17 protein-coding genes are annotated in these 20457 nt (G+C 66.7%); 11 read left to right on the forward strand and 6 right to left on the reverse strand.

The window, feature by feature from the left end; all coding sequences use genetic code 11:
* Positions 1 to 54 precede the first annotated feature (54 nt).
* From AC6IY7_RS01040 to AC6IY7_RS01050, 3 genes are read left to right on the forward strand one after another with little or no spacing between them, the layout of a single operon-like run.
* Entirely contained in the window at positions 55 to 540 is a 486-nt protein-coding gene (locus AC6IY7_RS01040; RefSeq protein WP_497781121.1) for a methyltransferase family protein, read from the forward strand.
* A gap of 27 nt (positions 541 to 567) precedes the next feature.
* Positions 568 to 3348, forward strand: a complete 2781-nt coding sequence (locus AC6IY7_RS01045; protein WP_497781122.1) for a heavy metal translocating P-type ATPase — start codon at positions 568 to 570, stop codon at positions 3346 to 3348.
* A gap of 13 nt (positions 3349 to 3361) precedes the next feature.
* Positions 3362 to 4231 carry an SDR family oxidoreductase gene (locus AC6IY7_RS01050; protein WP_497781123.1) on the forward strand — a complete coding sequence of 290 codons (870 nt, stop codon included), beginning with the start codon at positions 3362 to 3364 and terminating at the stop codon, positions 4229 to 4231.
* 10 nt (positions 4232 to 4241) lie between these two features.
* Here AC6IY7_RS01050 and AC6IY7_RS01055 read toward each other — a convergent pair whose 3' ends face one another.
* The gene (locus AC6IY7_RS01055) at positions 4242 to 5090 is read right to left on the reverse strand and encodes a nickel/cobalt efflux transporter (protein WP_497781124.1); all 849 of its coding nucleotides are present in this window, start codon (positions 5088 to 5090) and stop codon (positions 4242 to 4244) included.
* A 209-nt stretch (positions 5091 to 5299) separates the two neighbouring features.
* Here AC6IY7_RS01055 and AC6IY7_RS01060 point away from each other — a divergent pair, with 209 nt between their 5' ends.
* The 5 genes from AC6IY7_RS01060 (at position 5300) to AC6IY7_RS01080 (ending at position 11311) form a co-directional block, all read left to right on the forward strand.
* The gene (locus tag AC6IY7_RS01060; RefSeq protein ID WP_497781126.1) at positions 5300 to 6901 is read left to right on the forward strand and encodes a CYTH and CHAD domain-containing protein; all 1602 of its coding nucleotides are present in this window, start codon (positions 5300 to 5302) and stop codon (positions 6899 to 6901) included.
* Between the two features lie 81 nt (positions 6902 to 6982).
* Positions 6983 to 8161, forward strand: coding sequence for a glycosyltransferase family 4 protein (locus AC6IY7_RS01065; protein ID WP_497782759.1), 1179 nt, complete (start codon positions 6983 to 6985; stop codon positions 8159 to 8161).
* Positions 8115 to 10418: an amylo-alpha-1,6-glucosidase gene (locus AC6IY7_RS01070; protein ID WP_497781127.1), complete on the forward strand. Its 2304-nt coding sequence runs from the start codon at positions 8115 to 8117 to the stop codon at positions 10416 to 10418. The genes AC6IY7_RS01065 and AC6IY7_RS01070 overlap by 47 nt, the downstream gene beginning before the upstream one ends.
* A gap of 84 nt (positions 10419 to 10502) precedes the next feature.
* Positions 10503 to 10901 (forward strand): PRC-barrel domain-containing protein, encoded by a 399-nt coding sequence (locus tag AC6IY7_RS01075; RefSeq protein ID WP_497781128.1) that lies wholly within the window; start codon positions 10503 to 10505, stop codon positions 10899 to 10901.
* Positions 10902 to 11020: 119 nt separating this feature from the next.
* Positions 11021 to 11311 carry a hypothetical protein gene (locus AC6IY7_RS01080; protein ID WP_497781129.1) on the forward strand — a complete coding sequence of 97 codons (291 nt, stop codon included), beginning with the start codon at positions 11021 to 11023 and terminating at the stop codon, positions 11309 to 11311.
* Here AC6IY7_RS01080 and AC6IY7_RS01085 read toward each other — a convergent pair.
* A complete protein-coding gene (locus tag AC6IY7_RS01085) occupies positions 11287 to 12900 on the reverse strand; it encodes a flavin monoamine oxidase family protein (RefSeq protein WP_497781130.1) in 1614 nt (537 codons plus the stop codon). The two genes, AC6IY7_RS01080 and AC6IY7_RS01085, sit on opposite strands and share 25 nt — an antisense overlap.
* A gap of 137 nt (positions 12901 to 13037) precedes the next feature.
* On the opposite strand from AC6IY7_RS01085, the gene AC6IY7_RS01090 reads away from it, so the two are divergent.
* On the forward strand, positions 13038 to 15068 hold the full coding sequence (locus tag AC6IY7_RS01090; protein ID WP_497781132.1) for a thioredoxin domain-containing protein: 2031 nt from the start codon (positions 13038 to 13040) through the stop codon (positions 15066 to 15068).
* On the opposite strand, the gene AC6IY7_RS01095 is transcribed toward AC6IY7_RS01090, so the two are convergent.
* Genes AC6IY7_RS01095 through hmuQ form a run of 3 tightly spaced genes read right to left on the reverse strand, consistent with a single transcriptional unit; the run spans position 15065 to position 17303 of the window.
* The gene (locus AC6IY7_RS01095) at positions 15065 to 15715 is read right to left on the reverse strand and encodes a 4'-phosphopantetheinyl transferase family protein (protein WP_497781133.1); all 651 of its coding nucleotides are present in this window, start codon (positions 15713 to 15715) and stop codon (positions 15065 to 15067) included. The genes AC6IY7_RS01090 and AC6IY7_RS01095 overlap by 4 nt on opposite strands.
* Positions 15712 to 16965, reverse strand: coding sequence for a DUF2325 domain-containing protein (locus AC6IY7_RS01100; protein ID WP_497781134.1), 1254 nt, complete (start codon positions 16963 to 16965; stop codon positions 15712 to 15714). Before AC6IY7_RS01100 ends, AC6IY7_RS01095 begins: the two co-directional genes overlap by 4 nt.
* Entirely contained in the window at positions 16962 to 17303 is a 342-nt protein-coding gene (gene hmuQ / locus AC6IY7_RS01105; RefSeq protein WP_497781135.1) for a heme-degrading protein HmuQ, read from the reverse strand. Before hmuQ ends, AC6IY7_RS01100 begins: the two co-directional genes overlap by 4 nt.
* 209 nt (positions 17304 to 17512) lie before the next feature.
* Here hmuQ and AC6IY7_RS01110 point away from each other — a divergent pair, with 209 nt between their 5' ends.
* Complete coding sequence (locus AC6IY7_RS01110) at positions 17513 to 17734, forward strand: hypothetical protein (RefSeq protein ID WP_497781136.1); 222 nt, start codon at positions 17513 to 17515, stop codon at positions 17732 to 17734.
* A gap of 35 nt (positions 17735 to 17769) precedes the next feature.
* On the opposite strand, the gene AC6IY7_RS01115 is transcribed toward AC6IY7_RS01110, so the two are convergent.
* Complete coding sequence (locus tag AC6IY7_RS01115) at positions 17770 to 19047, reverse strand: cystathionine gamma-synthase family protein (RefSeq protein WP_497781137.1); 1278 nt, start codon at positions 19045 to 19047, stop codon at positions 17770 to 17772.
* 302 nt (positions 19048 to 19349) lie between these two features.
* On the opposite strand from AC6IY7_RS01115, the gene AC6IY7_RS01120 reads away from it, so the two are divergent.
* Complete coding sequence (locus tag AC6IY7_RS01120) at positions 19350 to 20354, forward strand: outer membrane protein (protein WP_497781139.1); 1005 nt, start codon at positions 19350 to 19352, stop codon at positions 20352 to 20354.
* Positions 20355 to 20457: the final 103 nt, after the last annotated feature.

The raw sequence follows: 20457 nt of genomic DNA on the forward strand, positions 1-20457 counted from the left end.
AGCTTGAAATTCCACGCGGCCAACGCGATCTGAGCAGAAACGAGAGGACGCCGCATGCCCGTGAACGCCAGCGAAGCCGAGGCCGATCCGCCGTCCCGGATCGCATGGCCGCCGCGGCTCGTCATCGTGGCGATCGCCCTCGGCGCGCTGCTCGATGCGTTTCTCCCGCTCTCCGACAGCGCCTGGCCGCTGGGCGCGCGCGTCGCGGGCGGCCTCATCGTCGCGCTGGCGCTCGCCAATGACGTCTGGTGCGCGCTGCTGATGCGGCGGCAGGGCACGACGATGCGGCCCGATCGCGCCGTGTCGAGCCTCGTCATCGCTGGCCCGTTTCGCTGGTCGCGCAATCCCATTTATGTGTCGCATGTGGCTCTGGTCGCGGGCATCGGCCTCGCTTTCGGCTCGGTCTGGATGATCCTGCTGACGCCCGCGCTGGCGTTTCTCCTCCAGCGATTGGCCATAGAGCGGGAAGAGCGCCATTTGTCGCAACGGTTCGGCGCGGAATTCGACGCCTATGTCGCGAGAACCCGCCGTTGGTTGTAGACTAACGCGCGAGAGGAACGAACGAAAATGCTCGACGTCTCGACTCGCGCAGACGCGCCCGCCGCGGGCCATGCGGCGCGCCTTTCCTTCGGCGTGCGCGGAATGACTTGCGCCTCCTGCGTGTCGCATGTCGAGAAGGCGCTTCGTGGCGCGCCGGGCGTCGTCTCGGCCTCCGTCAATCTCGCGACCGAGCGCGCCGATGTCGCGCTCGCGCCCGGCGCCGATCTCGGCGCGCTGGCGCGAGCCGTGAGCGAAGCCGGTTATGAGCCGGCCGTCGAGACGATCGAATTCGGCGTCGGCGGCATGACCTGCGCGTCCTGCGTCGCGCAGGTCGAGAAGGCGCTACGCGCCGTGCCCGGCGTGATCGGCGCCGAGGTCAATCTCGCGACCGAGCGGGCGCGGGTGCGTGCGCTCGGCGGCGGCGAGACCGCCGAGGCGCTGCGCCGCGCCGTGGTGGAGGCCGGCTATGAGCCGCGCGAGATCGAGAGCGGGAGCAAAGCCGCCGATCGCGAGAAGGACGCGCGCGAGCAGGAGGCCGCGTCACTGCGCAAGCGCTTGCTCGTCGCCGCGGCGCTGAGTGCGCCAATCGTCTTCCTCGAGATGGGCGCCCATATGATTCCGGGCCTCGGCGATTGGTTCATGGCCAATATCGGCCATGAGACGGCGCGCTACATCTCCTTCGCGCTGGCGACGCTGGTTCTCGCCGGACCGGGCCGGCCCTTCTACGAGAAGGGTTTTCCCTCGCTCTGGCGCGGCCATCCGGACATGAACTCGCTCGTCGCCATCGGCACGATGAGCGCCTATCTCTATTCGATCGTCGCGACTTTCGCGCCCGGCCTGCTGCCGCACGGCGCGGCCAATGTCTATTATGAATCGGCCGTCGTCATCGTCACGCTGATCCTGTTCGGCCGCACGCTCGAGGCGCGCGCCAAGGGCCGCACATCGGAAGCGATCCGCGCGCTCGCCGCGCTGCAGCCCAAGATCGCGCGCGTGCTGCGCGGGGCCGAGCAGATCGAGCTGCCGATCGACGAGGTCGTCGTCGGCGATCTCGTGGAGGTGCGGCCGGGCGAGCGCGTCGCGACGGATGGAATCGTCGTCGACGGCGTCTCGCATGTCGATGAATCCATGATCACCGGCGAGCCCGCGCCCGTGGGCAAGCGCAAGGGCTCGGAAGTCACCGGCGCGACGGTGAACACGACCGGCGCCTTCACCTTTCGCGCGACGCGCGTCGGGGCGGACACTGTGCTCGCCGGCGTCATTCGCATGGTGGAGCAGGCGCAGGGCGCCAAGCTGCCGATTCAAGCGCTGGTCGATCGCGTGACCGGCGTCTTCGTCCCCGCGGTTCTCGCCATCGCCTTTCTCACTTTCGTCATTTGGCTCGCCTTCGGGCCGCAGCGCGACGCCTCTTATGCGCTGGTGGCGGCGGTCGCCGTGCTGATCATCGCCTGTCCCTGCGCCATGGGCCTCGCCACGCCCGCCGCCATCATGACCGGCACCGGACGCGCCGCCGAGCTCGGCATTTTGTTCCGCAAGGGCGAGGCGCTGCAGAGCCTGCGCGACGTGACACTGATCGCCTTCGACAAGACCGGCACGCTCACGCGCGGCAAGCCGGAGCTCACCGATCTCGAGGCCGCGCCCGGCTTCGAGGCGAATGAGGCGCTGCGGCTCGCCGCCAGCGTCGAGGCGCGCTCGGAGCATCCGATCGCCGGCGCTCTGGTCGCCGCGGCGAAAGCGCGCGGCCTCACCATCGTCGAGACGCGGGATTTTGCGGCGACGCCCGGCATGGGCGTCGAGGCGCGCGCGGCGGGGCACAAGATCGCCGTCGGCGCCGCCCGTTTCATGGCGGCGCTCGGCCTCGACGTCGGCGCTTTCGAGACGGTGGCGGCGCGTCTCGCGGCGGAGGGCAAGACGCCGCTCTATGTCGCGATCGACGGGCGGCTCGCCGCCATTCTCTGCGTCGCCGACGCGCTCGAGGAGACCAGCGTCGCCGCTGTCGCCGCGCTGCACGAACAAGGCGTGGCGACGGCGATGATCACCGGCGACGACGAGCGCGCGGCGCGCGCCATAGCGGCGAAGCTCGGCATCGACGAGGTCGTCGCCGGCGTCTTGCCGGAGGGCAAGGTCGCCGCGCTCCAACGCCTGCGCGAGGGCCGCAAGATCGCCTTCGTCGGCGACGGCGTGAATGACGCGCCGGCGCTCGCCGCCGCCGATGTCGGCATCGCCATCGGCACGGGGACCGATATAGCGATCGAGGCCGCCGACGTCGTGCTGATGTCCGGCCATGTGTCGAAAGTGCCGGCGGCGCTCGCTTTGTCACGCGCCACGATGCGCAATATCGCACAGAATCTGTTCTGGGCCTTCGGCTATAATGTGATTCTGATTCCCGTCGCGGCGGGCGCGCTCTATCCGGTGAATGGAACGCTGCTCTCGCCCATGCTGGCCGCCGGCGCCATGGCCTTTTCCAGCGTCTTCGTGCTGACGAATGCGCTGCGGCTACGGCGCTTCCGGCCGCCGGTGGAGGCGAGCGCGACGCCGAAGAGGTTGGAGGAGAGCGAGCCTGAAGGCTCGCTCTCACCCGCGACCATAGAGGAGGAAGCACAGATGACGACGACCTTCGACGTTCAGGAAATGTCCTGCGGCAAATGCGTGAAGCATGTGACCGAGGCGGTGCAGAAGGCCGAGCCGCAGGCGCAGGTGAAGATCGATCTCGCCACCGGCAAGGTCGAGGTCTCGCCCTCGCCCGAGGACCCGGAAGGCCTCGCCAAGATCATCACCGACGCCGGCTATCCGGCGCGCGTCGCGGCCTGACGAGGCAAAGCAGATGGCGGGATCGCTCTTCGGCAAGACATTGCTCATCACCGGCGCGAGCCGCGGCATCGGCCTCGCGATAGCGGAGCGCGCCGCGCGCGACGGCGCCAATGTGGCGATCGTCGCCAAGAGCGTCTCCGAACATCCCAAGCTGCCGGGGACGATCTACACCGCCGCAGCGGCGATCGAGAAGGCGGGCGGGCGGGCGCTCGCTCTGCCCTGCGACATTCGCTTCGACGCGCAGGTGGAGGAAGCCTTCGACAAAACCGCGGCGATTTTCGGCGGCGTCGATATTCTCGTCAATAATGCGAGCGCCATCGATCTGCGCGGCGTCGAAGCCATAGAGATGAAGCGCTTCGATCTGATGCATCAGATCAATGCGCGCGGCAGCTTTCTCTGCGCGAAGCTCGCTCTGCCCTATCTGAAGAAATCCGACAATCCGCATATTCTCACTCTGTCGCCGCCGCTCGACATGAACCCACGCTGGTTCTCGCCCAATCTCGCTTATACGATGGCGAAATACGGCATGAGCCTCGTCACGCTCGGCCTCGCGCGCGAGCTCGCGGGGAAAGTCGCGGTGAATTCGCTCTGGCCGGAGACGGCGATCGCCACCGCCGCGGTCGGCAATCTCCTCGGCGGCGAGGCCGTGCTGCGGCGCGCGCGCAAGCCGGAAATCGTCGCCGACGCCGCCCATGCGATTTTGACGCGCGACGCGCGCGCCTGCACGGGCAATTTCTTCATCGACGTAAATGTTCTGATGCAAGAGGGCGTGACGGATTTCGCCGCCTATGCGGTCGATCCGAGCCTTCCCGCCATATTGGATTTCTTTCTCGACGCGCCGATCACCGCCGGCGTGCAAAAAATTCCCTTCGGCGGCGCCTGAGCGTCCCCGCTCAGGCGAGCGCGGAAAAGCCCGAATAGAGCGTGTAGAGCCCCACGAGAGAGATCAGCGCGCTGGAGAAATAAGGCGCCTTGGCGGCGATCTCCTCGAAGCCGGACCAGCGGTTCGAAGCGTGGCGCACGCCGAGCGCGGCGGCCACTCCGACGGCGACCATGGTCAGCGCGAGGCCGACGCTGAAGCACAGAACCAGCGCGGCGCCGAGCGACAATTGGCCGAGCTGCAGACAGAGCAGCAGCACGGTGATCGAGGCCGGACAGGGAATGAGCCCGCCCGTCAGGCCGAACAGAATGATCTGTCCCGTCGTCACATGGCGGGAGGCGAAGCGCCGCTTTATGTCCTCGGCATGGGCGCGCTCATGCGCGTCCATCGTCTCCTCGTCGAGAAGGATCGAGGAGCTCTCCGCCGCTGCCTCGCCATGCGTGTGATGATGCGCATGATCGTGGTCGTGCGAATGAGGATGATCATGCGCATGATCGTGACGCTGCGCGCGCGGCCGACGGTCGCGCCAGATGCGCCATGTCATCCAGGCGGCGACGGCGATGATCAGCGCGCCCGAGGCGATCTCGAGATAGGGCTCATTCGCCTCGGCGTTCCAATGGGAGCCGAAATAGAGCCCGGCGAGCGCCACGACCCAGACGATCGCCGTATGGGAGAGCGTCGCCGAGAGGCCGAGCAGGACCGCCTGTCCGACAGTGCCGCGCACAGCGACGATGAAGGCCGCCATCATCGTCTTGGAATGACCAGGCTCCAGGCCATGCAGCGCGCCGAGCGCCACCGCAGTCGGCGCGAACAACCAGGCGTTGGCCGCGCCGTCCCGAAACAAATCCGCGATGTTCGCCATACGACCTCGATTCTCCGCCCGAGGCATATACTGACTTTCCGCCGGGCAGTTAAGACCCTCCCGGCCGCGGCGGCCCTTTTGCCGTGGTAAGGATGAATAGAAAATCGCCCGTCCCGCGACATCTAATCTCCCGGCCTCCCCCTTGACCGGCTCGCCCGGAGAGCCGAGACTTGCCGCATCGAGCCCGAAAACCTCACGGTTTCACCGTCATGGATCGCCTTCTCGCGTCGAGCGCAACCGCCCAGGAGGCGGCGCGGCGCGCCTTGCGCAGCAGGCGAAGCGGCGAACGCCCGCGCATCCGTCTCGGAACCGATCGCGCCGGCATGACCGCCGCCGCCCGCAGCGAAAGCCTGACCATCGGCGCCGTCTCGCGGCCGACGCGGCGCATTCGCTCGATCGTCTTCGACACCGCCGTCGGCGATCTCGGCAAGCAGAATATTCTGTTGCGCGGCTATGAGATGCACGGCGCCGCTTTCGTCGAGCTGAGCTGGGCCCGGCCCGCGACGACGGGCGGCGCGCGCGGCTCGATCGAATTGCGCGTGCCGACGCTCGAGGTCGGCAAAATGCTCGGCTTTTCCGAGCCCTTGCGCCGGTCCATCGCCAACCGCCCGCTGGAGGCGCGCAGCGTCGCCGAGACCGAGCGGCGCGAGCGTGTGCTCGAGCGCGCCCATGCGCGCATCGCCGTCTGCTTCGACGACGGCTTCGTCGAATGCGGCGGGCGGCGCACCAATTTTCACGAGATCGAGCTGCAGCTCCTCGAGGGGGCGGAAGAAGAGTTCTGGAGCGTCGCCGCCGAGCTCGCGCCGCGCGCGAAGGCGCGTTTGCTGCCGATGAGCGAGGCCGAGCTGGCTCTCGCCCGCGCGACCGGCGCCGGCGTCGCGCCGGTGAAGGGCCGACGCCCAGCGCTCGCCGCCGATGCGTCGCTCGACGAGGCGATCGTCATGGCGATGTCCGCCTGCCTCGATCAATTCGTGGCCAATTGGCCGGCGTTGCAATGTCACGCGCCAGAGGAAGCCATTCACCAGATGCGCGTGGCGTTGCGACGCTTGCGCGCCGGCGTCGGCATGTTGCGCCGCGGCGTCGAGAGCGCGGAGCTGGAAATCGCTTCCGCCCGCGCGCGCGACATTTCGGCGACACTCGGCGCGGCGCGCAATCTCGACGTGCTCGTCGACATGCTGGTCGCCGGCCCGCTCGCCCAGGCCAATGGCGAGCCGAGCTTCTATGCGCTGCTCGACGCTGTGGAGCGGCGGCGCATCGAAGCGCATGCCGCGGTGGCGGCGCTCGTCATGGCGCCACAGACGACGCAATTCGTCGTCGATCTGCGCGCCGCGCTGGCGGCCAAGGCCTGGCGCCCGTCGTCCGGCGACGCATCGCCGCAGCGCGCCGCTTTCGACCCGAGCGCGCCCCGCTCGGCGCGAGAATTCGCCATGCGCTCGCTCGATCGCCTGCATCGCCGCGCGATGAAGAAGAGCCGCGACCTCGCCGCGCTCACGCCCGATCAACGACACCAAGCGCGCATTGCCTTGAAGAAGGCGCGATATGCGGCGGAATTCTTCGAGTCTCTATTCGGCGCGCATGCGAAGGCGCGCCGCTATCTGCGACGGACGGCCGCGCTGCAGGATAAGCTCGGCTCCTTCAACGATCTCGCCGTCGCGGCCGGGCTGCTGCGTGAGCTCGGCGAGGCCGACGCCGATCTCGCGCCGGCGAGCGCCTTCGCCGCCGGCTGGTGCGCCCATGCGCACGAGGGCGCCGCGGTCGATTGGAAGAAGACCGAGAAGTCTTTGAAGCAGATCGAAGCCTTCTGGCGCTGACGGCGCGCGCCTGCAGGCGCGCGCGGAATCGCGCGAGGAACCATGACGCTCGCAGAGCGTTGACCCTACCAAATGAACAACATGCCGCCGCAGTGGCGCGACCGCATCGAATGGACGCGGCCGCCGCCTCTCAAAATCGCGCAGATCGCGCCGCTGATCGAAAGCGTTCCGCCGCGTCTCTATGGCGGAACGGAGCGCATCGTCTCTTACCTCACCGAAGAGCTCGTCGCGCAAGGACACGAAGTGACTTTGTTCGCGAGCGGCGGCTCGGTCACATCCGCGCGCCACATCTGCTGCAGCGATCTGCCGCTGCGCCAGAAGGGCGGCGCAGACCCTATTCCGCATTATCTGCTGATGCTCGATCGCGCGCGGCGCATGGCGTCGCAGTTCGACATTTTGCATTTCCATGTCGATCAGCTTCATTTTCCGCTGTTTCGCGACATAGCCGCGCATACGCTGACGACGCTGCACGGACGCCAGGATCTGCCGGATATCGAGCGCTTCTACGCCGGCTTTCCCGAAATGCCGCTCGTCTCCATCTCGGATTCGCAACGCGTGGCGGTTGCACAGGCCAATTTCGCCGGAACCGTGCTGAACGGGCTGCCGCTCGATCTGTTCCCGCCGACGCTTCGTCCGAGCGGCGACTATCTCGCCTTTCTCGGCCGCGTCTCGCCGGAGAAGGGCCTCGATCACGCCATCGCCATCGCCGGCGCCGTCGGCCTGCCGCTCAAGATCGCGGCCAAGATCGACCTGCCGGACCAAGCCTATTTTCACCAGACGATCGAGCCTCTGCTCGCGCTTCCGGGCGTCGAATTCGTCGGCGAGATCGACGATCGCCGCAAGAGCGGCTTTCTCGGCGACGCGCGCGCGCTGCTGTTTCCGATCGATTGGCCCGAGCCCTTCGGCCTCGTGATGATCGAAGCCATGGCCTGCGGCACGCCCGTGCTCGCCTTTCGTCGCGGCTCCGCGCCGGAGATCGTCGAGGAGGGCGTCACCGGCTGTCTCGTCGACAACGTCGAGGAAGCGATCTCGCGCCTCGGCCATGTGCTCTCGCTCGACCGCGGCCGGGTGCGGCAGCGCTTCGAGACGCGCTTTTCCGCCGCGCGCATGGCGCAGGAATATGTCGCGATCTACCGTCGGCTGTTGCGCGCGCCGGCGCCTGCGGAGCTGCGCGCTCATCCCATTGTGCTGCCGCCGACCTATCTCAACGGGCATGCCGAGGACCAGATCGAACCGGACAACTCATATCCCACGCCCTAGCCCGAGCGATGAGGCGCGCGCCGCGCCGAGCGCCGACGCGCCGCCCGATACGGGCGCCGACGCGCCGCAGACGCATGAGCTGCAATTCTATATTCCGGCGACGGGGCCGCCGTCCCGTCCACGTCGAACGCTCAAGCACGACGACACATTCGCTGTCTTCGACAGCCATGGCGACATAGGCGCGACGGCGGGCGGGCCGGACGGGCTCTTCGATCACGACACGCGCTATCTCTCGCATCTCGAGCTGCTCATCGAAGGCGCGCAGCCGCTGCTGCTCGACTCGGCCATACGCGACGACAATCTGAGCTTTTACGTCGATCTCACCAATCCCGATATTTTTCGCGACGAGAAGATCGCTCTGCTCAAAGACTCCGTCTATGTCTCGCGCACGCTGTATCTCAAGGATGGATCGCTGCGCGAGCGGTTGGAAATCTCCAATCAGAGCGCCGAGGAGGTTCGGCTCGATCTGTCGATCGGCTTCGGCAATGATTTCGCCGATATATTCGAGGTGCGCGGCGTGCGGCGCGCGCGGCGCGGACGCGCCTGGGCGCAAGTGCTCGCGGCCGGCGCGGTCGCGCTCTATTATCGCGGGCTCGACGGCGTGCTGCGCGAGACGGCGCTCTCCTTCGAGCCCGATCCGACGTTGCTCGTCGACAGCGTCGCGACCTATTCGCTGCGGCTCGCGCCGCGCCAGGCGCAGACCATCTTCCTCACCGCGGCCAGCCGCGGACGCCTGCCCAAATCGACGCAATCCTTCTTCAACGGCCTCACCGGCCTGCATCGCGAGCTGAAAGCCGCCGCAGGCCAGAGCGCGCGCGTCGAAACCTCCGATCCGACGCTCAATCAAATTCTCTGGCGCTCGACCGCCGATGTGCGAATGCTGCTCACCAGCACGCCCGAGGGCCCCTACCCTTACGCCGGCATTCCCTGGTATTCGACGACATTCGGACGCGACGGAATCATCACCGCTCTGCAAATGCTGTGGTTCGATCCGTCCATCGCCGTCGGCGTGCTGAAACGGCTCGCCGCCCATCAGGCGAATGGTTTCGACGCGCGCGCGGATGCGGAGCCCGGCAAGATTTTGCACGAGATGCGCGGCGGCGAGATGGCGGCGCTCGGCGAAGTGCCCTTCGGCCTCTATTACGGAACCGTGGATGCGACGCCTCTCTTCGTCGTTCTCGCCGGCTATTACGCCCGCCGCACCGGCGATTATGCGCTCGTCTTCGAGCTCTGGCCGGCGATCGAGCGCGCGCTCGCCTGGATCGACGGGCCCGGCGATCCGGACGGCGACGGTTTCGTCGAATATTCGCGCCATTCCGACCAGGGCCTGCGCAATCAGGGCTGGAAGGATTCGCATGATTCCGTTTTCCACGCCGACGGGCGCCTCGCCGAAGGGCCGATCGCGCTCGTCGAGGCGCAGGCCTATGTCTATGCCGCGCGGCGCCTCGCCGCCCATTGCGCGCGCGAGCTCGGCTTCCATGATCGCGCGGCCGGGCTCGCGCGCGCCGCGGAAACGCTGCGCGAGCGTTTCGAGGCGGCCTTCTGGTGCGAGGAGATCGGCACTTATGCGCTGGCGCTCGACGGCGACAAGAAGCAATGCAAAGTGCGCACGAGCAATGCGGGACATGCGCTCTATTCGGGCATAGCGCAGCCAGATCGCGCGCAGCGCGTCGCCGAAGGGCTGCTCGAGTCCCGGTTTTTTTCCGGCTGGGGCGTACGCACCGTGGCCCGCGGCGAGCACCGCTACAATCCCATGTCCTATCACAATGGCTCCATATGGCCGCATGACAATGCGCTCATCGCGCATGGGTTCGGCCGCTATGGCTTCAAGGATGGCGTGGCCGCCATATTCGAATCGCTGATGCGCGCCGCGAGCTATATGGAGGCGCGCCGCATTCCGGAGCTCTATTGCGGCTTCCGGCGCCGTCACGGGCGCGGTCCGACGCTCTATCCCGCGGCCTGCTCGCCGCAGGCCTGGGCGGCGAGCGCGCCCTTTCTGTTCATCCAGACCATGCTCGGCCTCGAATTCGACCACAAGGCGCGGCAGGTCCGCCTCGTCAATCCGATCGTCCCCGTGTCCGCCGGCGAGATCGTCATTCGCGATCTCTCGCTCGGCGAGGCGCGCGTCGACATAGCGCTACGGCAGGACGCGCGCTCGGCGATCTCGCTGCATGTGCTGCGCACGATCGGCGATGTCCAGGTGTCGCTCGTCTTCGATCCGGATGCGCGCGAGCACCCGCTCACGGCGAATATCTGACAGCCTCGCCGCCGCGCTCGCGACGCCGCGGAACCTTTCATGCGACGCCGCGTTGCTTCGGGACGACTACAGGAGGAACAGCCGATGGCGAGCGCCAATCCGGACTTCAATCTGGTCTCCAGCGAGGACGTCGCAGGCGCCACCGTTTTCGATCGGCTCGGCAATGAGCTCGGCGAGATCGATCATCTGATGATCGACAAGATCTCGGGCCGCGTTCGCTACGCGGTGATGAGCTTCGGCGGATTCTTGGGGCTCGGTCACAGCCATTATCCGCTGCCGTGGAACTCGCTCGCCTATGACAATGAGCGCGAAGGCTATGTCGCCGACATCATCGAGCAGCAGCTCCAGGATGCGCCGGAATTCAGCGACGACAGCTGGAGCGATCGCGATTGGGAGAAGCGCGTCCACGAGCATTATCACGCGCGCCCCTATTGGGACGAGCAGCAGCAATGGGGCGAGCAGCAGCCGCGCCCGCGCGGCTGAGCCGCTTCGCTACGGCTATCTCGCGGATCGACAGGCTTCGCCGCTATGCGATAGAAATTTCAGAACGTCGATTCGCGCTTTGCTTTTTCTCGACTCGGTTTTCCAACGGAGATATTCCCGTGACCCTTCGTCGCTTCGCGGCGCCCGGCCTCGCGGCCGCGCTCCTCTGCGCTCTCTCGGCCCCGGCATTCGCGCAAGCCGATGGCTTCTTCGTCCCCGATTGGCTCGCGCCAGTGGCGACGCCCGTGCTCACGCCGGGCGTCCTCACCGCCGCGCCCTATTCCTACTACTACCGCTATCCGGCGCCCTATCCTTACGTCTACGCTCGCAACGGCTGTCTCGTGAACGCCCCGATCTTCGACGGCTGGGGCGCCTTTCTCGGCTATCAGAGGCTGCGCGTCGCCTGCTGATCGGCGAGCCGCTTGTCGAGCAATATCTGATTGGCGTCGAGCGAGAACTCCTTCCACGCCGCCGCTATGTCGAGCAGCGTGACGTTGAGATAATCCTTGGACGGCTTGTGCTCGTCGGGAAAATTGGAGAGCGCGCAGGAGGTGCGGTTATAGTCGATGACGCCGTCCAGCAGCTCCTGGATGAAGCCGTCGAACGCCTTTTGCGCCAGAGGCGTCAGATCGGAGCGCCCCTTGTCCACCGCCACCACCGAATGGTCGAAGGGCAGGCCCTCGAGCACGGCGATCGCCTCCTTCAGCACGGCTTCCATCGCGCCGAGCATGGCGCGCTGGGTGATCTGCTCACGCTGGCCGTTGGAGAGGCCGAAATTGAGCCGCTGCCGATAGCTGGCGAAAGTCGGCGCGCGCTTGGCGTTCACCCATTCGCGGAACCGCGCCATGCTCGCTTCATTGAGCGCCTCGCCCGTAGCGCCTTCGCTCGCGCCGGAAATCATGATCGACGTCTCCTTCTGATCGAGAAGGCGCAGCCGGATGCGCTCCGCCGCGACCAGCGCGCCTTCGAGATAGCCGCCGCCCTCGCGCGCGGTCTCGGTGCCGCCGAGATAGAGCTTGCCCTCCCAGAACGCCTGGCGCAGCAGCGGATCGCCATAATCGGGATGCTCCGAGGGCGGCGTCAGATCGATCGTCGAGCAGGTAAAGGGCTCGCGCGCCCAATCCTGCACATGCTGCTCGCCATCCTCGACCGGCTTGCCGAACAATTGGACGAATTGACTTTCGAGCAGCATGAACATGCCGCCGCTGAACGCTTCCCGCAGTTCCGCGGAGAGCGCGAAGAAACCGCCGATCGCCGCGCGCTCGCCCGTCGCGTCGCAAGCGTCGAAGATTTCGCCCAGCACCGCCTGCTCATGGGTGGCGAAAGCGTTGCCGGAATGCCCATCCGCGCGCCAGCCGGGCGCGCCGGCAAAGCCGACCACGGCCTTGGCCTGCGCCGCCATCCAGGTCGGCGCGCTGCGCATGGCGTTGCGGCTCATTGCGTCGAGCTCCGGCTCGAAGGCGAGGTGCTCCGCCAGCAGACGCGGCGGAACCGCGAGCACCGCCCGCTTCGCGGTCACTGTCTCGGATTTGCCGTCCGTCTCGAAGGTGAGCTCCACATGGTCGCCGCGATCGGCGATGGAGCGCAGCGCTGCGGAGAGATGGATCGCCTCCGCCGGAACCGTGGCGGCCAGCGCCTCTATGAGCGAGGCCATGCCGCCCGCGAGCCGGCGCGCGCCGGAATGGAGATTGGGCGTCATGCGCGTCTCCGGCTTCTTGTCGCCGAAGGCGAGCAGCAGCGCCGTGCCCGGGTCATATTGCGGGAAATCCGTGAGGCCGAGCTCTTTCACCAGCGCGGTGATCGTCGGCTGCGTGTCCGGCCAGAACCAGGTCGGTCCGAGATCGACGCGCTGTCCCGAGGCCGTGTCCTCGACCGACAATACGCGGCCGCCGAGCCGCGGACGCGCCTCATAGAGCGCAAAACTCACCCCCGCCGCGGCGAGACCGCGCGCCAGCGCCAAGCCGGAGGCCCCGCCTCCGACAATCACAACGTCCAGCATCGTTCAGCTCCTGAGCCGTCTGGCCTTTTGCGGCAAAGCGACGCAAAGGGCGTGCCGCGGATTTTGTCGCATTTGCGCCCTTTCCGGGCTGGCGCCCGGCGTGCACAGTCGGCGCGGCCTCCGATGGAGAGACGACAGTGACCGAAGACCGCAACCGCCTCGGCGAGGAGACGAGCCCCTATCTCCTCCAGCACAAGGACAATCCCGTGCATTGGCGCGCCTGGTCCGCCGAGACGCTGGCGCTCGCCAAGGAGAGCGGCAGACCGATTCTGCTCTCCAGCGGCTACGCCGCCTGCCACTGGTGCCATGTGATGGCCGCCGAGAGCTTCGAGAGCGAGGCGATCTCCGCGCTGATGAACGAGAATTTCGTCAATGTGAAAGTCGATCGCGAGGAGCGGCCGGACATAGACCATCTCTATCAGCAGGCGTTGCAGCTCACCGGGCGGCGCGGCGGCTGGCCGCTCACCATGTTCCTCACGCCGGACGGCGAACCCTTTTGGGGCGGCACCTATTTCCCGCCCGAGCCGCGCCACGGAATGCCCGGCTTCGGCGATATTCTGAAGGCCGTCGCCGAGCTCTGGCGCGAAAAACCCGACGTGGTCACGCGCAATGTGACGGCGATCGGCGACGGGCTGAACCGTCTCGCCGAGACCGCCCCGGCCGAACCCATCTCGCCCGATCTCGTCGAGACGATCGCCGAGAAGCTCGACGGCTATATCGACCGCGTGCATGGCGGCGTCGGCGGCGCGCCGAAATTCCCGCAGGCGGCGAGCCTCGAGTTCCTCTGGCGCGCGTTCAAACGCGCCGGCCGCGCCTCCTTCCGCGAGGCGACGCTGACGACGCTCGACCATATCTGCCAGGGCGGCATCTACGACCATCTCGGAGGCGGCTTCGCGCGCTATTCGACCGACGAGCGCTGGCTCGCGCCGCATTTCGAGAAGATGCTCTATGACAATGGGCAGCTCGTCGATCTGCTGACGCTGGTCTGGCAAGAGGAGCGCAAGCCGCTCTACGCCGCGCGCATAGGCGAGACGATCGAATGGGCGCTGCGCGAGATGCGCTTGCCCGAGGGCGTTTTCGCCAGCAGCCTCGACGCCGACAGCGAGCATGAGGAAGGCAAATTCTATGTCTGGACCGCCGCGGAGGTCGACGCCGTCCTCGGTCCGCGCGCGGCCGCCTTCCGCGCCGTCTACGACATAATGGACGGCGGCAATTGGGAGGGCAAATCCATCCCCAATCGCCTGCGCGACATGGAGCTGCTTTCCGCGCAAGACGAGGCGGCGCTCGCGGAGGATCGCGCGACACTGCTGGCGGCGCGCGCGGCGCGCGTGCGGCCGGGCCGCGACGACAAAGCGCTCGCCGATTGGAACGGGCTGATGATCGCCGCAATCGCGACGGCTGCGCAAATCTTCGAGCGGCGCGACTGGCTCGAGGCGGCGGCTGCGGCCTTCGACTTCATCGCCGCGCATATGACCACAGCGGAAGGACGGCTGCTGCATTCCTATGGCGCCGGACGCGCCAAGCATATGGCCGTGCTGGACGATTACGCCGATCTCGCCCGCGCCGCGCTGGTCCTCCACGAGGCGACCGGCGAGACGCGCTTCCTCGAGCGCTGTCGCGACTGGATCGAGATCGTCGAGACGCATTATCGCGACCAGAGCGCCGGCGGCTATTTCTTCACCGCCGACGACGCCGAGGCGCTGATCCGCCGCGCGAAGATCGCCGAGGACGCGCCTCTGCCCTCCGGCAATGGCACGATGACGCAAGTGCTGGCGCAGCTCTATCATCTGACCGGCGAGGATCGCTATCGCGAGCGCGCCGAATCCATTCTCGAGGGTTTCGCTGGCGTCGTGCGGCGCGGACTGCTCGGCTATTCGACGCTGCTGAACGGCGCCGAGACATTGCGCGACGGATTGCAGATCGTCATCGTCGGCGAGCGCGCCGCAGCCGACACGACCGCGCTGCTGCGCGTCGTCCATGGCGCGAGCCTGCCCGGCCGCACGCTCGCGATCGTCGCGCCCGGCTGCGCATTGCCGCCCAACCATACCGCCGCGGGCAAGACACAGATCGACGGAAAGGCGACCGCCTATGTGTGCCGCGGCGCGACCTGCTCTCTGCCCATTGTCGCGCCCGCGGACCTCCAGGAGGCTTTGCGCGCGCCGCGCTAAGGGCTTTTCCAGGCGAGCGCCGCCGCATAGCCCGGCGGCGCCTCCAGACGCGCGGCGCGCAGATCGCCCCATTCCGCCTCGGCGTGGCGCAGCTCATAGAGCTCGCCCTGCCCCGGCCAGACGGAGAAAGCCTGAAGCTTCTCCGCTATGCCGAGACCCAGCGCTTTCAGCGCCGCCTCCTTGGCCACCCAACGCTCGAAAAATCCGGCGACGTCTATCCCTTCACGCTCCTCGCGCGTCAGCGTGATCGCAGCGAGGCCGGCGACATCCGCCATCGCATCCACGCGCTCTATGTCGACGCCGACGACCCAATGCCGCGAGATCGCGACGAGAGCGCAATCGCCGGAATGCGAGACATTGAAGGAGACGCCGCCGTCGGCGAGCTCCAGCCTGCCATAGCGCCCGGCGGTAAAGCGCAGCGCCGCCGGATCGGCTCCGATCCTCTCGCCGAGCAGGCGGCGCAGAGCAGCGCGCGTCGAAATCATGCGTAGCCGATCCTCATGCCGCAGAAAACGCAGCGCGCGCTCGCGCTCTTCCACGGTCAGCACGTTCCAATCGGCGTCGGGCCAGGGCGCGGCGAGATCGAAATCGAGCCGCATGACCTCGATCCGCCCTTCGCCGACGTCCGGCGTCCATAATCGCGTCACGCGCTCTCCTCTCGCGCGCCGAGCGTCTCGATCGCCCGCTCGAAAGCCGATGCGCTCGCGCTGCGCAACGGACAATAGGGAATGCCATGGCTCTCGCACAGGCTCTTCACCGCGCCGACCGCGCGATGGCTGACGCAATCGACAGGGAAAAACACCGCATCGGCGCGCCGCACCAGCTCGCTCAGCATGGCGCGATTATCCTCCATGCCCCCGTCGTGATGGATCAGCGAGCCATTGCGGCGCTCGACGAGACGCTGCAGCCGGCAGACCGTGCGCGGCCGCCCGCCGACATAGAGAATGCAACGCCCGCAGAGATCCGTCTCGATCTCGCGCGGCTCTTCTACCTCGGCCTCCACGGCGATCTCCGAAGCGAGCGGCGGCGGGACGCGCCGCATCGGCTCGGCCGAGACGGAGCGCGCCTCCTTCGCCTTCAGCCTCGCGAGACGCCCCTCGAGACGCGCATGATCCTCACGCAGACCGGCGTGAGCGAGCCGGAGCGCGGCGAGCTCGCGCAGCGTCTCGTCGCCCCTCTCCTGCGCGCGCAAAGCGTCGATCTCGCGCCGCAGGCTCTCGCATTCGACGTCGAGCGCGCGCGCCTCGCGAAGCTGCTCGCCGAGCCGGCCGATCTCGGCGCGCAGCCGCATCAGCTCGTCATTGCGCTCGACGATGACATTGGCGAGACGCCGCGCGATCTCGGCCTTCTCGCGTCGCGCCTCGACGACCTCGCGCGCATCGCCGCGATGCGCCGCGCCACTGATATGCGACATCATGTGAATATCGCCGAAAATGCGCGTCTCCACGCTCGATGTGAGGCGCGGATGGCCGATCAGCGCCCAATAGGCGCCGGGAACGAAGCCATTGTCGATGGCGGTTTCCCAATAGGCGAGAAACGCGTCGTCGCCGCCCAGCGCCTTGGCCTTGCGGACGGCTCCTTCGTATTTCGTGTCGAGATGCTTCTGCACCGCGCGGGAGACGACGTTCTCGTCATGCATCTTCTCGACGAAGAGCCCATGGATCTGATAATCGCCATAGCGCGCCTCGCTACCGAGAAATCCGGTGCGCCGCGCGATCTTGCGCAATTCCGTAATCGTCAGGCATGTGCCGATGATCGAGCAATGCGATGCGCCGATGATCTCCCATATGCGGCGGCGCGCGCCCGCCTCCCGCCGCGCGGCGGGCGCGAGCTCGAAGCCTTCGCTCGCCATGGCGGATTTCAGCACGCTCAGGGAAACGAGCGGCCGCTCGCTCATAGCGTGGTCTCCGCGACGTCGCGCGCATTGGTCTGCTCGAGCACGGCGTCGAATCCCTCGAACTCCGGATGGCCGACATAGAGCGGCTTGTTCTTGCCGGCGTCCTTGTGCGAATCACGAAACTGCTGCGACGTCGTCCAGGCGAGGAAGCTCGCCTTGGTCTCCCACATCGTATGCGAGGCGTAGAGCGTGTGATCCTCGCGCTCCGGCCCGCGCAAGAGGTGGAAGGAGATAAAGCCCTCCATCTCCTCGAGGCGCGTGCGGCGCGACGCCCAGATCTGCTCGAAGGGCTTTTCCTCTCCCTTGACCACTTTGAAGCGATTCATCGCGATGAACATGTCGTGCTCCTTTTCATCGGCCGCGCGCGGCGGCCGGGATTGGGGCCATCGTCGCCCGCCGCCGCGTCGCGATCAAGCCCCGCCTGAAGCCCAGACACTGCAAGATTTCCAAAACCCCACCCTGCAAGCTTTCCAACCGGCGCTCCACGATATCGCCCGAAACGCCGCCATCATCGGCGTCGACGCAACCGGCGCGAGGAGAAGGCCCCATGTGCGACATCCAGGGAGAAAAACGAAAGATCGACGCTCTGCTCGAGCGGGCGGCGCGCGCGGCGCCCGCGAGCGTGTGCGCGAGCGAGAGCGCGCTCGCGGAATTCTGTCTGATCGCCGTAAGCGAATTCTATTCGACGGAATGTCCGGACGAATGCCTGCGTCGGCGCTGCGCCGATTTCGCGGCGCGCGTCATGCGTCGCGAAGCGGCGGACGCATGACGCGCGACGAGCGAAACGCGGCGAAGCGCGATCACTCAGGCGAAAGCCTGAGCGATATCGGCGACGAGATCGTCCGGATGCTCTATGCCGATCGACATGCGCACGAGCGCGGAGGTGATGCCGATCTCGCGCCGCGCCACTTCCGTTAGCCCCGAATGCACAGTCGTCGCAGGATGACAGACGAGCGACTCCGTGCCGCCGAGGCTGACGGCGAGCTTGAAGATCTGCAGCCGATTCAAAAAGGCGAAAGCCTCTTTTTCGCCGCCCTCGACATCGAAGGAGAAGGTGGAGCCGGCGGCGCTCGACTGACGCTGCATGAGCGCGCGCGCCGGATGATCCGGCGGCAGCAGCGGCGGGTAATGCACGCGCGCGACCTTGGGATGGGCGGCGAGATATTCGGCGACGATCGCCGCATTGCTCGCCGCGCGGCGCATGCGCAGCGACAATGTCTCCAGCGAGCGCGCCAGCATCCAGCAGGAATGCGGATCGAGTTGCGTGCCGATGGCGTTGCGCATAGTGCGGATCGGCGCGAGCGCCGCATGGGCGCCGATGACCGCGCCGCCGATGAGATCGCTGTGGCCGCCGACATATTTGGTGAGCGAATAGAGCGAGAGCTCGGCGCCATGCTCGAGCGGCGATTGGAACACGGGGCCGAGCAATGTGTTGTCGCAGCATAGGATCGGACGGCGCCCCTGACGCGCGCCGATCTCCTGCGCGATGCGCGCCACCATGGCGATGTCGACGAGGCTGTTCATCGGATTGGATGGCGTCTCGACGAAGACGATCGCGACATTGCCCATGGCCATCGCGCGCTCGGCGGCGGCGCGCACGACATTTTCATCGAGACCATCGGCGAAGCCGACGCTTCGCACATCGAAAGGCGCGAGCGTGCGGCCGATCAGCACTTCCGTTCCGCCATAGAGCGGGCGGCTGTGCAGAATGACGTCGCCCGGCTTCGCATAGGCGAGGATCGTCGTGACGATCGCCGACATGCCGGAAGAAAACACGAGCCCCGCTTCGGCGTTCTCATGCACGGCGAGACGATCCTCGAGGATCTCGAGATTGGGATGATTGAAGCGCGAATAGACAAGGCCTGGCTCCTCGCCGCGCTCGGGCGCGCTGCGGCCGGCCATATAGTTGAAATAGTCGCGTCCCGCCTCCGCCGTGCGAAAGGCGAATGTGGAAGTGAGAAACACCGGAGGCTTCACCGAGCCTTCGGAGAGAGCCGGATCGTAACCGTAGCCGAGCATCAACGTCTCTGCATGGAGACGATGCTCGCCGACACGGATCTTATGATAGCGTTCGCTGCTCATGACGACTCTCCTCTGATCGGCGCGCACATGAATTGCTTTAGATTCTCAATATATTTTCACGCTCGCGCTCGCGTTTCGCATGCTCGTCCACACAAATGAATACGTAGCTTTTTACGCTAAGGTCGCGTGCGCGTCACAGTCACAGAAAATCGACGATGTTTCACGTGATTGCGGTTCGCCGTCGTTGACCGAATCTCGGAGTGCGACTTAGCATTTCAATAGCCGCATTACCCCACGGCGAGCGGACAGCGACAGCGCGCGGCCCGATGCGGTGACAAAACTTTGTTGAAAAGGATTCCTCTATGAAGAAGTTATTCTCAGCCACCGCGATTGCACTGGCTCTATCCGCTGGAGCGGCGCTCGCCGCGGATCTCCCCGCCGTCAAGGCCCCGCTGCCGCCCCCGCTGCCGCCGCCGCCGCTGTGGACCGGATTCTATCTCGGTCTGAACGCCGGCTATTCGTTCGGCGCGTCGAATCAGGTCGACGTCACGACGGCCAATGTCTTCGACTCGCTCGGTCCCGCCGGCTTCCTCGCTCCAATCGTCATCGATCCTCGCGCCGGCTCGGCCGCGCTCGGGTTGAGCGGCACGGCCAACGGCCAGCGCAACGGATTCATCGGCGGCGGCCAGATCGGCTACAATTATCAATTCGGCAACAGCTTCCTGGTCGGCCTCGAAGCCGATCTGCAAGGAGCCGGCATCCGCAGCGACAACAGCTTCGTCAGCGGCTCCTCGTGGAACGCTTTCAACATCGGTCCCGGCATTATCCGGTTGGATCGCTCTGCGGCCGGCGCCACCACGGTGACGTCGCGCACCGACTGGCTCGGCACGGTGCGCGGCCGCCTGGGCTTCATCTGGGGGCAGTCGGTCCTGCTCTACGCCACCGGCGGTCTCGCCTATGGCGGCACGCAGGCGACGACGCATCAGTCCTTTGCCGTGAACAACACGCTTTCCATCCTCCCTCCGCTCGTTTCGATCAGCGTCCCCTACGGCTCGATCGGCGGCTTCACGCGCTATGACCAATCGCGCATCGGTTGGACGGTCGGCGGCGGCATCGAATGGCTGTTCTCTCCGAACCTGAGCTTCAAGGCCGAATATCTCTACTACGATCTCGGCACGGCTCGTTATCTGAACAGCCCGATCGCCGCAACCGGCCCGTCGGTCTCGGTGCTCGGCATCACCTCGCCCCTCCTCGCATCGGTCAATCAGGGCACCACGCGCATCAAATTCGACGGACACGTCGCGCGCATCGGCTTCAACTATCACTTCGTGTCGGCGCCGGTGGTGCCGGTCATCGCGAGATATTGATCGCCTCATCACGCGCTCGAGATTGCGAGAGCCCGGCCATTATGGCCGGGCTCTCCGCATTTGTCGCTCCAATTCGGCGTGGATATTTCGGTGCGGATCGCGC

Source organism: Methylosinus sp. is20ea, from assembly GCF_059718135.1.